Raw genomic sequence first — 12,998 nt, 5'->3', positions numbered from 1 at the left:
GGGTTTTTACGGATTACTGTGCAGCCTTCTCGGAAGCCGCCACCACATGGGCAGCCAGCACCGAGGTGGTCATGGCGCCCACGCCTCCCGGCACCGGGGTGATGGCACTGGCCACCGGCTCGGCCTCCGCAAAGCGGACGTCGCCGCACAGCTTGCCGTCCTCATCGTTGTGGATGCCCACATCCACCACCACCTGGCCCGGGGCAATGCAGTCCCCGCCGATGGCGCCGCGCTTGCCCATGGCCACCACCAGGATATCCGCCTGACGGCAGAGCTGAGGCAGGTCTTTGGTGCGGGAATTGCACATGGTCACGGTAGCGTTTTTGCGGTCCAGCAGCATGGCGGCCGGTTTGCCCACCACCAGGCTGCGGCCCACCACGGTCACCCGTTTGCCTTCCAGGGGGATGCCGTAATGGTCCAGAATATCCACACAGGCCTGGGCCGTGCAGGGGGCATAGCCCACCCCGCTGCCGGTAAACACTCCCGCCAGGGATGCGTCGGTGATGCCGTCCACATCCTTTTCGGGGGCCAGGGCAGCCCGGACCGCCTTGTCGTCGATCTGCGCGGGCAGCGGCCGGAAAATCAGGCAGCCGTGGACGCCGGCGTCCTCGTTGATCTCCTCCAGCACCGCCATCAGCGCCGCCTGCGGGGCGTCCGCCGCCAGCAGATAGGGCTTCACCGCGATGCCCAGCTTGGCGCAGCGGTTCATCACGCCCCGTTCATAGGACAGATCGTCCTCCCGCTCGCCCATCCGCACCACCGCCAGGGTGGGCACAATCCCTTTTTCCGCCAGGGCCGCCACACGGGCCGCCGTCTTTTCGTTCAGGGCGGCAGCGGCCTGCGCGCCTTTCAAAAGCGTTGCCATGGTCAATTTCCTCCCAGTCGTGCGCAAACCTTGGCGTAAACCGCCTCGGCCCGCGGTACATATTCTTTCAGCAGGGCCGCCACACGGGCGTCCAGCTCTTCCGCCCGGGCCCGGTCGGCCATCAGGCGGGTGTTGACGCTGACGTTCAGCCCGGCGCCCTCCAGCGCCGCCCGGCAGAACACCGCTCCGCATCCTGCATCCGACACCGCCAGCACGCTGCCCTTGGCCTCGTATTCTTCCAGCAGGACGATGGCCTCACAGCAGCACTCCATGATTTCCAGGGGCACAGCGGCGGCCTTTTCCAGGGCGGCCGCCATGATTTCGGCCCGGGCGGGTTCCTCTTTGGGGATGGAATAGGCCTTGGCCAGGGGCGCAAAGGCCTCGGCGTCCGCCTCTACCAGCCCTTCCAGCCGGGCCCGCAGGGCGGCGGCCTTCTCATTCAGGGCCAGGATGTCCGGCTCCACGGCGGCATATTTCTTTTTGCCCACCGTCAGGCAGCCCACCATGTTCCCCAGGGCGGTGCCCACGGCGCCCACCAGGGCCGACCCGCCGCCGCCCCCCGGTACCGCCGCTTTGGAGGCCAGTTCCTCCAAAAACTGCTCACAGCTTTTGTGCATCATTTCCATCTGTAAATTCCCCTCTCGGTGATGACGCCATCCAGGCGGATGTCCAGCGGCCCCGCGGCGGCCGCCTCCACTTTTTGTACCTCATAGGCCACCCCGTACACCGCCGCGCCGGTGCACCGGGGAAGATACCGGTCATAGTAGCCTTTGCCCATGCCCACCCGCCGGCAGGCCTCGTCAAAGGCGGTACAGGGCACCAGAACCAGGTCCAGGGTCTCGGGCGGAAAGATCTCCGCCCGTTCCAGCACCGGCGCACGGATGCCATACGCCCCCGTCTCCCAGCCCTTTTTCGGGTGGGGCCGGGCGGCGGTCATGGTGCAGTCCGGGCCGCACACCGGCCAGGCAATCCCATACAGGCGGCCTTCCGGGCCCTCCAGCAGGGCCGACAGGTCCGGCTCCCCGCCGAAAGCGGCATACCCCAGCACCCGTTTTGCGGCCTGCCAGGCCGGCAGGGACGCGATGCGGGCACAGATGGCCGCATCGGCGGCTTGCCGCACGGAGGGGTCCAGCGCCCGCCGCGCCGCAATCCCCTGCTGGCGCTGGGCTTTCTTGGCCTCGTCCAGGGTCATTGGCTCCGCCTCCTCTTTGCTGTTTCGGGCCTCAGTCCTCGAAATAAAACAGCTCCTCAAACTTTTTGTCCAGCGCGATGCACAGAATCAGCGCCAGCTTGGCGGTGGGGTTAAACTGCCCCGTCTCAATCGAGCTGATGGTGTTGCGTGAGACGCCCACCATCGCCGCCAGCTGTGCCTGGGACAGCCCCGCCGCCGCCCGCGCCTCTTTGAGCCGGTTTTTCAAAACCAGTTCCGAATTCATACGCCGCCTCCCTCACAGGTGCAGCCAAAACTGCACCGAAAAGATCACAAACGCCAGCAGGCAGCACAGCCCGCTCACCAGGTTGACCCGCTGGTCCAGCCGCTTGTACATCCACAGATGGACAAAGGCCGCATATCCCGTGGCAATGGCCGGATAGTCCCACACCTGGGCCAGCGCCTCGCCTGCAGCCCAGGCGCGGCCTGCCCGCACCAGCCAGAAGGCCGCGCACAGCCCCACCACAACCAGGGCACTGCGGGTCATGATCTGGCCCTGGATTCGCTCCTCGTATTCGCCGTCGCCCTCCTGCCGGGCTCTGCGCAGGATTTCTTCCTTTTTCATGGAACCGCCTCCCTTGGGTTTGACAAGTTTTATTTGCATTTTCAGTATAACACAGACAAGTGTACTTGTCAACACGCCGGGCGGGATACAAAACAGCCCCGCCTGTCACAGCGGGGCCGTAAAAACATTATGCGCCGAAGCCTGCCAGCACCGTCAGCACCGCCGACGCCACGCACTGGACGATCACCCAACGGATGACCACCTGTTCGTCGCTCCAATCCAGCCGCTTGCGGGCGTGGTCGTGGAGGGGGGTCAGGGTGTTTTTCAGCACGCTGATGTGCAGGAAACGCTTGAGGCTGATTTTAATGATGCCCAGGCTGCCGTCCAGGATAAACACCATCGCTGCCAGCAGGAAGGCAAAGGGATGTCCCGACTTGAGGGCCAGAACCGCTAGGAAAAAGCCCATGGCGCGGCTGCCCGCGTCGCCCATCAGGACGGTGGAGGGCTTGGCGTTGGACCACAGATAGGCCAGCAGAGCGCCCACAAACACCACCGTGGCGGTGACGTAGCTGCCCAGATACTCGCCGTACAGCATGGCAAAGGTGCCCATGCTCACCACCGCCAGGCTGGCGGACAGGCCGTCCACGCCGTCGGTGCAGTTCACCACATTGATGCTGGCCCAGATCAGGATAATGATCAGCAGCAGGTACACCGGGTACGGCAGCACAAAATACCAGCTCAAAAACCGGACTCCGCAGCCGTTGAAGTTGAGATAGGTGACGCCGGCCACCGCCGCAATCACAAAATCAATCAGGCCTTTTTTGTACTCGTTCCACGCGGTGTCCGAGGCATCGTCCAGATACCCCGACAGCATCGAAGCAATGAGCAGGACCATATAAATGACCGTCTCCAGGTGGAACGGCATAAACGCCAGGGCCACCAGCACGATGCACAGCACAAAAATCAATCCCGCGCCCCGGGCCTTGCCCTTGGACAGCGCGCCATCCACCGCAAACGCGCGGCCATGGTCCTGGGGCAGCCGGCTGCGGAACAGACTGGTCAGCAGGGCCGTCAGGACAAACGCCAGCACAAACGCCAGCGCATCCACACCCCGCTGGCCAATGGTGGACAACAATATTGTAACCATGATAGCTTCCTCATTTCTGTTTTTGCATTCCTTGTACTCTCTACAGAGGAAGTGTACCATGTCCGGCCCGAAAAATCAATCACAAGCTGGCAGCCGGCCTCCCCTGCAAACCAAAAAGGGGGCGGGCCTTGCGGCCCGCCCCCGGAAAACTGGGTCTGCACACCCAGCTGGTTCTTTTTTGGTGCGGCAAACTACAAATAATTTGTAATAAACCTTTGGTGCTATACGAAGCGCTTCGTATGTGTGCAAGATCAACGGACATCAAAAAGTGCGATAGACGCGCGTGCCCCTGCACGGACTGCATTCATACAACTAAAACGTGTAAAATGCGAGTATTTAAAGAACAGGTACTTATCAGACAGTAGCAGTCTTCACAGTGCAATTGTTGGTGATCACGATAGCAGCATAGTAGTTGGTAGTGCCATCCAGAGCGGTGGTCTCAACCATGCTAACGGTGCCAGCGTAATCATATGCAGCATACTTGCTGTTGATCTGGGCATTCTTGTTCAGAGAGTTCTTAACCAGATTCTGAGTGATAGCATCGACCTTATCAGCGATCTTGTTCAGAGCAGCATTCTCGCTGTAGTTAGCATCAACCTTAATAACACGAACGCCAACGATCTTCTCGCCGTCTTCGTCCACACTAGTAGACCAAGGCATAAAGTCGCCACCAACTGCCAGCGAGCCATTCAGCTTAACAATGTCGCCGCCAATGATCTTTTCCAGATTAGCCTGCACTTCTTCTTCAGTAGCCTTCTCTGCGCAAGCGTTAATAGCCTTGCTCAGCTGAGAATCCAGAGTAGCATCAGCGGTGAAGGTAACCTTCACATCGCCAGTCTGACCATTGTTGACAGCAGCAACAACGCCAGTAGCGGGAACCTGCTCGTCCTTATCACCATTGGTGTTGTTGGAGCAGCCAGCCAGCATGCTGACAGCCATAACGCCGGACAGAGCCAGAGCCAGAACCTTATTCAGTTTCATTTGGAAATTTCCTCCTTGTTGTTGTTTGTAACTCGCACCAAAACATTTGGGGAACAGGTCACCATCCCCGTTCCTTGAGCATAGTTTAACACAACACCGTTTCCTTTGTCAAGGCAGAAGTGCCAAAAGCTGGACAAAAAGGAAATCTTTATAAATTTTAGGCGTACAATCGACAATAAATTTTGGTCCTACACCCAAAATCTTCCATCCCTGCGCTCTTTTAAGGCGCAAAATAAGTGCGATGGTGCAAAAAACAAAAATCCACCGCACAGGGTATTCCCATGCAGTGGATTTTTGTTTAGGCTATGAAACAAAAGAGACTTTCTCTGTCTCTTTGACACTAAAAAGCCCCCAACGTCGCACCGTCAGGGGCTTTCTCCTCACGAAAAGGAAATAGGGTCATTGAGGATCACTTGTCAGCAGAAACAGTCTGCGTGATGGAAACGCCAACCACCCATGCGTCAAAAGCAGAATCGCCCTCGCCGATGGTCTTTTCGTAGGCAACCACGTTGCCCTTGTAAGAGTTGGTGTAGCCCTCAACCTTGGTAGCGGTATTGCTCTTCAGCTTCATGACCTCCAGCTTACCGGCAATATCGTTTGCCACTTCGCTGGCAGTGTCAAAAGCCTCGTTCTCCACATTGTAGACAAAGACCTTCACATAGGTCTCGCTGCCAACCGTGGTCTGAGCTTTCCATGCGCCGCCAAGACCCATATCACCATAGCCAGTCAGCTGGCGAACGGTGGTGCTGACACTGCTGTCTGCAATACCGTTGGTGACCTGAGCCGGGGTCAGAGTTCCTGCAACTTTGGAAATCGCATCATCCAGTTCCTTGTCGTTGCTCTTATAGCTCACCATGACCTGAGCACCATTCAGGGCACTGCGAACAGTAGAGGTACGATTGTCAAGGAGACTGCTGATGCTGCTGCCGCCACCGCAAGCAGTCAGCATGCTGACTGCCAGGACGCCGGACAGCGCCAGGGAAAGAATGCGCTTGAGTTTCATTGGACCTTTACCTCCTTTAAAGAAGTAAAATTTTGCCTGGGGTTACCTGTTTCGAGTCTTGGACCTTTGCGGGATAAGGACGGCCCCTACCCCGTCTAGTCATATAATAGTACAACTTCCGCGATTTGTCAATCGTACCATTTTTCGCCAAGAGTTCTTCTCAAAAAATTTACATTTAATAAAAACAAGCGCCCTTGCCTTTCGGCAGGTGCGCTTGTGGGCATTCGAGCTTTTGTTTTCAAAGTTGGGGTTCTGTTTCCCAACTTTGGTGGGATGATATTTCACCCAAAACTCAAATATTTTTACTGCTTTTTTATTGTAAATTTTTATCGTAAATCAGGTTTTATGTTCCTCTTTTGCGGTCTGGTTGATGCCGATTCCCACCACCCAGGCCGACGCCTGATCGCTGAACGCCTGGCGCACGCTGACCGAATAGGTATATGTATAGTTGAAATAACTGTCGATCACCACCTGGCGGGAGCAGGAGCTGCTCAGCAATTCATCCGCCATTTCGTCGATCTTATTCACGATGGCCCGGGCCACTTCGTCCTCGCTCCAGTCGCCAGGATAGATGAACAGCCGGGACATCCGGGTCACGCCGCTCTCGGTGGGGGCGCTCCGGGCACTGTACCCATCGGTGCAAGAGGCCTCCCGCAGCTCATCCGCCAAGGTTCCTGTATTCTCTCCACTGAGAGGGGTGCTGCGGCTCTTGATCATATAGGTGGCGGCAGCGGCGGTGCCGCTGTCCAGCGGGGCGTCGTTGGTGACCACCGTCTGGGCGGACATATTGGCGATCAGATCCGCCGCGCCGGCCATGCTGCGCGTCCCAACCTGTTTGGGCTGCGAACAGCCGCTCAACACCAAAAGAGCCAGCACTGCCAGCAGCAGGACCAGTCCGTGCTTCATCTTGCGCAACGCGCATACCCCCTTCCCGGCTCATGTCGGCACACAAGCCCATTGTGTTTTTATTGTACACCGCGCAGGCAGGTTTTGTCAACCGTCCGTATAGAGGACTTGATTTTGCGGGCCATTCCGGGTAATATGGAAGCAGCATTTTCAGCGTGCCGCCGTGCGGCAGGCTGCAGGGGCGCGCCGGCCGCGGGGCGGGAGTTTTCCCCTGAGATGCCGCGGACTGGCGGGTCGCATCGAGGGGTGACGCACGCCGCCGGACACCGCGCCCCGGCGCCGCGTCCGCCTGTGAATCCGGCAGGCCTGCGGCTCTGGCACCCGGGGCGAACCCCGGCCAAACGGACAGGGCCGGGCGCGTCATATCCTGTCCCATCGGAAGTAAAGGAGGAAATCCGGATGAAAACGATTGGTTTTATTGGCTGCGGAAACATGGGCGGAGCCCTGGCACGGGCGATCTGCCGCACGGTGGAGCCGGGCAATGTTGTTTTGGCAAACCGCACCCCCGCCAAGGCCGAGGCCCTGGCGGCTGAGCTGGGCTGCCGCACCGGCTCCAACCAGGACGCCGCCCTGTGCGATGTGGTATTCCTGGGCGTGAAACCCCAGATGATGGCCGACATGCTGGCCCAGCTGCAGCCGGTGCTGGCGGGCCGCAAAGAGCGGTTTATCCTGTGCACCATGGCGGCGGGCCTGACCATGGTACAGATCCGCCAGATGGCCGGGGGCGACTACCCGGTGGTGCGGATCAACCCCAACATTCCCTCGGGGGCCGGCGCCGGGATGATTCCCTACTGCACCCTGGGCCTGGAGGACGGCGAGGAAGAAGCCTTCTGCCAGCTGATGGCGGGGGCCGGCATGCTGGACAATCTGCCCGAAAACCTGATGGACGCCGCCTGCTGCGTGTCGGGCTGCGGCCCGGCCTGGGCGTATCAGTTTATTGAGGCCCTGGCGGACGGCGGCGTGGCCTGCGGAATGCCCCGGGCCAAGGCGCTGCAGTACGCCGCCCAGATGCTGCTGGGCAGCGCCAAGATGATGCTGGACACCGGCAGCCATCCCGGCGTCCTGAAGGACTCGGTCTGCAGTCCCGGCGGCACCACCATTCAGGGTGTCCGGGTGCTGGAGGAGCGGGGCTTCCGCGGGGCGGTGACCGACGCGGTCATCGCCGCCTATGAAAAGACCATCAAGCTGCGGGAGGGCTGATGTCATGCGAATTGTCGTCAAGGTCGGCACCTCTACCCTCACCTATCCCACCGGCCATCTGAACATCCGCCGCACCGAGGAGCTGGTGAAGGTCCTGAGCGACCTGAAAAATGCCGGCCACGAGATGATTCTGGTTTCCTCGGGCGCCATCGGCATGGGCGTGGGCAAGCTGTCCCTGCCCAGCCGTCCCGCCGACATGGCGGGCAAGCAGGCCTGTGCGGCGGTGGGCCAGTGCGAGCTGATGTACACCTATGACCGGCTGTTTGCCGAGTACAACCACACTGTAGCCCAGATTCTGCTGACGGGCGTGGACGTGGAGCACACCGAGCGCCGCCAGAACTTCGAAAACACCCTCTACCGCCTGCTGGAGCTGGGCGCTCTGCCCATCATCAACGAAAACGACACCGTGTCCACCATGGAGATTTCCTCCATCGGCGACAACGACACCCTGGCGGCCATTGTGGCCTGCTGTGCCCGGGCGGACCTGCTGGTGCTGCTCAGCGACATTGACGGGCTGTACACCGCCAACCCCCGCACCCATCCCGACGCCCAGCTGATTCCCCTGGTGGAGAACGTCACCGAGGACATCATGAGCCTGTCGGACGGGGCCGGTTCGGCCCTGGGCACCGGCGGCATGGCCACCAAGCTGCGTGCTGCCCGGATGGTCACCGCCGACGGGGTGGAAATGGTGATTGCCAACGGAGCCCATCCCGAGCTGCTGTACAGGATTGCCGAGGGCGAAGCCGCCGGCACCCGGTTTGCGGCGCGGCCCCGGGCCAACAAATAAAAAGGAGGCTGACCCATGACCACACACGAGATTCTCACCGCCGCCCGTGACGCCAAAGGCGCTCTGGCCCTGGCCGACACCCAGCAGCGGAACCATGCCCTGATGGGGATGGCCGACGCCCTGGACAACCCGGCCAACCGGGCCGCCATTCTGGCCGCCAACGCCGCCGACATCGAGGCCGCCCGGGGGCGGATCTCAGAGGTGATGCTGGACCGTCTGGCCCTGAACGAACAGCGGCTGGACGGCATGGCCCAGGGCATCCGGGACGTGGCGGCCCTGCCCGACCCGGTGGGCGCTGTGCTGCGCCGCATCGAGCGGCCCAACGGCCTGGTGATCGAAAAGACCGCCGTTCCCATGGGCGTGGTGGCCATCATTTACGAAAGCCGCCCCAACGTCACCAGTGACGCGGCGGCCCTGGCCCTCAAGAGCGGCAACGCCTGTGTTCTGCGCTGCGGCAAAGAGGCATGGCGCTCCAGCAAGGCCATTGTGGACGCCCTGCGCCAGGGGGTGACGGCCGCCGGTCTGCCGGCTGCTGCCGTCAGCCTGATTGAGGACACCACCCACGCCTCCGCCAACGCCCTGATGACCGCCGTGGGCTATGTGGATCTGCTGATCCCCCGGGGCGGCGCGGGCCTGATCCGGGCCTGCGTGGAAAACGCCAAGGTCCCCTGCATCCAGACCGGCACCGGCATCTGCCACATCTATGTGGACGACACCGCCGATCAGGACAAGGCCCTGGACATCATCGAAAACGCCAAGGCCAGCCGTCCCAGCGTCTGCAACGCCGAGGAGGTCTGCCTGGTTCACAAGGACATCGCCGGGGCATTCCTGCCCAGGCTGGCCCAGCGTCTGGGCCCCGATCGGGAAGCCCGCGGCCTTCACCCGGTGGAGCTGCGGCTGGACCAGAAGGCCGCGGCCATCATCCCCGGCACCCCCGCCGGGCCCCAGGACTTTGACACCGAGTTCCTGGACTACATCCTGGCGGTGGGGGTTGTGGAGGACGTGCAGCAGGCCATCGGCCACATTGCCGAGCATTCCACCGGCCACAGCGAGGCCATCCTGAGCCAGACCCAGGAACACATCGACCTGTTCACCGCAGCGGTGGACAGCGCGGCGGTGTACGTCAACTGTTCCACCCGCTTCACCGACGGCGGCGAGTTCGGCCTGGGCTGCGAGATGGGTATTTCCACCCAGAAGCTCCACGCCCGGGGTCCCATGGGCCTGGCCGAGTTGTGCACCTACAAGTACATCATCCGCGGCAACGGTCAGATTCGCTGACCGCCCGCCTTCAGCGCAAACAAAAGAGCCGTGGAGCGGCAAAGCTCCACGGCTCTTTTTTCGGTTTTATGGGGGTTCAGGGGATGCCCGGCCGGTTTTTACTCCAGACCAGCCATCTCCTTGATGGCCTTCAGAGCGAAGGTCAAGGTGCGGCCCATGGCCACGCCTGCCATCAGGCAGGGGTAGTTGTTGGCAAAGAAGCTGCCGGACATATCGCCGGTGATGTACAGGCCCTCCATGGGCTCGTTGTTGGTGTCCAGAGCCTGGCCCTTTTCGTTGATGGCGATGCCCTGCTCGGTGGTCAGCAGCGAAGCGCCCAGCCAGCAGCCATAGAAGGGAGCCTTGCGGATGGCGCTCAAACGGTAGGCCGGCTTGCCGAAATCGTCGTCCTTCTGCTGATCGTACAGCTCATTGTAACGCTCAACGGTGGCCAGGAAGGTGTCCTTGTCGGCGCCGGTGAAGCCCAGCTTGTCGGCCAGCTCCTCCAGGGTGTCGGCGCGGAAGAAGCAGCCAGCGGCCTCAGCCTCCTCCATCTTGGGCAGCACATAGTCCGGACCGCCGTTGCGGGTCTGGGCCGAGCAGCCGATGGTGTGGAAGCGCTGCACGTCCTCGTACCAGTTGTCGTCGTGGATCTGGGCGTAGACGCGGCCCGGCTGATGGGCGGCGGCGTAGACGATGTCGTTGTAGGGGCAGCTCTCGTTGGCAAACCGCTCGCCGCGGCGGTTGACCTTCAGGAAGGGCTGGGTGCCGGGGTTATACTGCTTGATGGGGCCGGGGAAAGCCTTGCCGCCAAAGGCGCTGGGGCTGTCGATGTAGCCGGCGTCCTGTCCCGGAGGCACCACGCCGCGGTCGAACAGCATGGGAGCGGACTCCTTGTCCAGGTTGGCGCCGGCCCAGACGGCGGCGCGGATGCCGTAGCCGCGGTCAGCCGGCGAGTAGGAGCAGGCGGTGGTGACGCTGGTGCCCAGGGGGTCCAGCTGCTCCATCATGTAGGGGTTGCCGGGGTAGCCGCCGCAGGCCAGCAGGACGCCCTTGGCCGCATTGATGCGGATGAAGTGGCCATCCTCGTTGCTCTGGGCGATGATGCCGGTGATGCGGCCGTCGCTGTTCTTCTCCAGCTTGGCCAGGGCGGTGTTGAAGTCGATGGAGTAGCCACGCTTCTCAATATAATCCTGGAATGCCTGGTTGCGCTGCATACCAGAAGCGGACTCAGAAGCCATGTAGTTGTGCTCCTGGACGGGGTAAAGATAATCGGTGTTGTGATCGGCGTTCTCGGCGGGCCATGTTGCCTCGGAGCCAGAGGTGAACTCACAGGTCCAGCCGTACTCGCCCTCCAGAATACCAGCCACAAAGTCGTGCATGGCGGCAGACTCATCGATCCAGGTCTTGACCACGCGCTGGTCGCACTTGCCGGAGGCATAGCGGGAAATCTCGCTCAGCAGCTTGGCGCGGTCGCAGGGCTCGGCGCCAGCGGCCTTGGCGGCGGCGGTGTCGATGGCTCCGTACCAGTGACGGGTATCCTGAACGGCAGCATTCTGCTCAATGATACGGAAATTCAGGCCGTTCTGTGCGGCAAAGGCAGCAGCGGCCATACCGCCGTTGCCAGCGCCCACGATGACAATATCGGTGTCCCAGGTATCGGTGATGGCCGCCTCATCGATATCGGGCTCGGTGCCCAGCCAGTCGTTCTCATCGCCGGAGGGCAGCTGGACCGAGGTCACAACCGCCTCACCCTTAGCCTGGGCAAAGCAGCTCTGAGCTGCCTTCATGACGGCATCCGAAGTGATGGTGGAGCCCGACACGCCGTCGATCTCAGCCGAGCCGGCGGCCAGCAGCTGCTCTTTCAGCTCCTCGGCAGCGGCAGCGCCATAGGAAGCCGTCTCACCCGAGGTATCCACCACCACGTCGGTGACAGCGCTTTCGCTGAAGGTCATGGTGACCTTGACGGTGGAGGAAATGCCCTGGGCGGTGCCCTCATAGGTACCGGGAATGTAGGTGGCCCCTGCTGCCACCGAACCCGAGCCCGAAGCAGCCCCCGAGACAGCCGAACCGGCCGACTCACAGGCGGCCAGGGCGCCGGCGGTCACGCTGCTCATGGCAGCAGCGGCGGCGATCTTCAGAAAACCTTTGCGGGAAATCTTCTTCATTCTGAATCCGTTCCTTTCTCTTCTTGGGTGTGTACACTTCCATAGGGCCGCCCGGTGCACGTCGGCCGGCCCCTGCCAAACGTCGCCCCCAGGCCTTCTCTCCTGGGGGCACAATCATTTGATCCTATATTAGGGTATCACATAGCGACGTGATTGTCTATCCGCTTTATACGAAAAAATCGGCCCAAAGTGTTTCCTTTTGCACCGTATTTCAGATACCATTTCAGATTTCCGGTCCCATCTTGCGTTCCGCAGAATCTTCTATATAATAAGGTAGAACCTTTCACCCCCACTGATGTACGAAAAGGAAATCATCTATGATTCATAACGCACAGGAAACTTCTCATCTCCCCTCTCCCCCCGCCGGGCTGGACGCCCTTGCGGCGCGGGTGGAGGAACTTCTGTCCCGGCAGGGCCGCGCCGTGGTGGCCATCGACGGCCGGTGCGGCAGCGGCAAAACCACCGTGGCCGCCCTGCTGGCCCGGCGGCTGGACTGCACCGTCCTCCACGCCGACGACTTTTTCCTCCGGCCCGAACAGCGCACGCCCCAGCGGATGGCCCAGCCGGGAGGCAACTTTGACCGGGAGCGGTTTTTCACTGAGGCCCTGTCCCCCCTGCTGGACCGCCGGGACGCCCTCTACCGTCCCTACGACTGCCACACCGGCCAGCTGAAGCCCCCGGTGGCCGCCCCCTGGAAGCCGGTCATTCTGGCGGAAGGCTCCTACAGCTGCCACCCCGACCTATGGGCCTGCTACGACCTCCACGTCTTTGTCACCGCCGATCTGGAGACCCGGCTGGGCCGCATCGCCCAGAGACCGGGGGTCAACCTGGAGAATTTCCGTACCAAATGGATACCTTTGGAAGAAAAATACATTTTGTCATCGAATCTGGAGGACCGCTGTGAGGTGATCCTCCACACCTGAGCCCCGAGGCGCCGTCTTTTCCACAGGACGGCGCCTTTTGCGTGGA

The 12,998-nt window shown here is 61.4% G+C and carries 14 protein-coding genes; 4 read left to right on the top strand and 10 right to left on the bottom strand.

What is annotated here, in order from left to right:
* Positions 1-13: 13 nt before the first annotated feature.
* The 9 genes from B5G28_RS02910 to B5G28_RS02870 all read right to left on the bottom strand — a co-directional run bounded on the left by B5G28_RS02910 (position 14) and on the right by B5G28_RS02870 (position 6,626).
* Complete coding sequence (locus B5G28_RS02910; RefSeq protein ID WP_087246232.1) at positions 14-865, bottom strand: tetrahydrofolate dehydrogenase/cyclohydrolase catalytic domain-containing protein; 852 nt, start codon at positions 863-865, stop codon at positions 14-16.
* A gap of 2 nt (positions 866-867) precedes the next feature.
* Entirely contained in the window at positions 868-1,491 is a 624-nt protein-coding gene (locus B5G28_RS02905; protein ID WP_087246231.1) for a cyclodeaminase/cyclohydrolase family protein, read from the bottom strand.
* Positions 1,482-2,057: a 5-formyltetrahydrofolate cyclo-ligase gene (locus B5G28_RS02900; protein ID WP_087246230.1), complete on the bottom strand. Its 576-nt coding sequence runs from the start codon at positions 2,055-2,057 to the stop codon at positions 1,482-1,484. Before B5G28_RS02900 ends, B5G28_RS02905 begins: the two co-directional genes overlap by 10 nt.
* A 31-nt stretch (positions 2,058-2,088) precedes the next feature.
* Entirely contained in the window at positions 2,089-2,301 is a 213-nt protein-coding gene (locus tag B5G28_RS02895) for a helix-turn-helix transcriptional regulator (RefSeq protein ID WP_087246229.1), read from the bottom strand.
* 12 nt (positions 2,302-2,313) lie between these two features.
* Positions 2,314-2,640, bottom strand: coding sequence for a DUF6442 family protein (locus tag B5G28_RS02890; protein ID WP_087246228.1), 327 nt, complete (start codon positions 2,638-2,640; stop codon positions 2,314-2,316).
* Positions 2,641-2,767: 127 nt separating this feature from the next.
* Positions 2,768-3,727 (bottom strand): phospho-N-acetylmuramoyl-pentapeptide-transferase, encoded by a 960-nt coding sequence (locus B5G28_RS02885; protein ID WP_087246227.1) that lies wholly within the window; start codon positions 3,725-3,727, stop codon positions 2,768-2,770.
* Between the two features lie 354 nt (positions 3,728-4,081).
* Positions 4,082-4,708 (bottom strand): hypothetical protein, encoded by a 627-nt coding sequence (locus tag B5G28_RS02880; protein ID WP_087246226.1) that lies wholly within the window; start codon positions 4,706-4,708, stop codon positions 4,082-4,084.
* A 409-nt stretch (positions 4,709-5,117) separates the two neighbouring features.
* Positions 5,118-5,711, bottom strand: coding sequence for a hypothetical protein (locus B5G28_RS02875; RefSeq protein ID WP_087246225.1), 594 nt, complete (start codon positions 5,709-5,711; stop codon positions 5,118-5,120).
* A gap of 336 nt (positions 5,712-6,047) precedes the next feature.
* The gene (locus tag B5G28_RS02870; RefSeq protein WP_087246224.1) at positions 6,048-6,626 is read right to left on the bottom strand and encodes a hypothetical protein; all 579 of its coding nucleotides are present in this window, start codon (positions 6,624-6,626) and stop codon (positions 6,048-6,050) included.
* Positions 6,627-7,016: 390 nt separating this feature from the next.
* On the opposite strand from B5G28_RS02870, the gene proC reads away from it, so the two are divergent.
* The 3 genes from proC to B5G28_RS02855 are packed head-to-tail and all read left to right on the top strand — an operon-like array spanning position 7,017 to position 9,882.
* The gene (gene proC / locus B5G28_RS02865; RefSeq protein WP_087246223.1) at positions 7,017-7,817 is read left to right on the top strand and encodes a pyrroline-5-carboxylate reductase; all 801 of its coding nucleotides are present in this window, start codon (positions 7,017-7,019) and stop codon (positions 7,815-7,817) included.
* A gap of 4 nt (positions 7,818-7,821) precedes the next feature.
* A complete protein-coding gene (gene proB / locus B5G28_RS02860) occupies positions 7,822-8,604 on the top strand; it encodes a glutamate 5-kinase (protein ID WP_087246222.1) in 783 nt (260 codons plus the stop codon).
* 15 nt (positions 8,605-8,619) lie between these two features.
* Positions 8,620-9,882, top strand: a complete 1,263-nt coding sequence (locus tag B5G28_RS02855; RefSeq protein WP_087246221.1) for a glutamate-5-semialdehyde dehydrogenase — start codon at positions 8,620-8,622, stop codon at positions 9,880-9,882.
* A 98-nt stretch (positions 9,883-9,980) separates the two neighbouring features.
* Here the strand turns inward: B5G28_RS02855 and B5G28_RS02850 are convergent, their stop codons facing one another.
* Positions 9,981-12,029 (bottom strand): FAD-binding protein, encoded by a 2,049-nt coding sequence (locus B5G28_RS02850; protein ID WP_087246220.1) that lies wholly within the window; start codon positions 12,027-12,029, stop codon positions 9,981-9,983.
* Between the two features lie 317 nt (positions 12,030-12,346).
* Here B5G28_RS02850 and B5G28_RS02845 point away from each other — a divergent pair, with 317 nt between their 5' ends.
* The gene (locus B5G28_RS02845; protein ID WP_087246219.1) at positions 12,347-12,952 is read left to right on the top strand and encodes a hypothetical protein; all 606 of its coding nucleotides are present in this window, start codon (positions 12,347-12,349) and stop codon (positions 12,950-12,952) included.
* Positions 12,953-12,998: the final 46 nt, after the last annotated feature.

The organism is Faecalibacterium sp. An77 (assembly GCF_002161315.1).
In the GTDB taxonomy this organism is placed as follows: domain Bacteria; phylum Bacillota; class Clostridia; order Oscillospirales; family Ruminococcaceae; genus Faecalibacterium.
The sequence above is the reverse complement of the archived record's forward strand: the minus strand, read 5'-3'. Positions and strand labels throughout refer to the sequence as shown.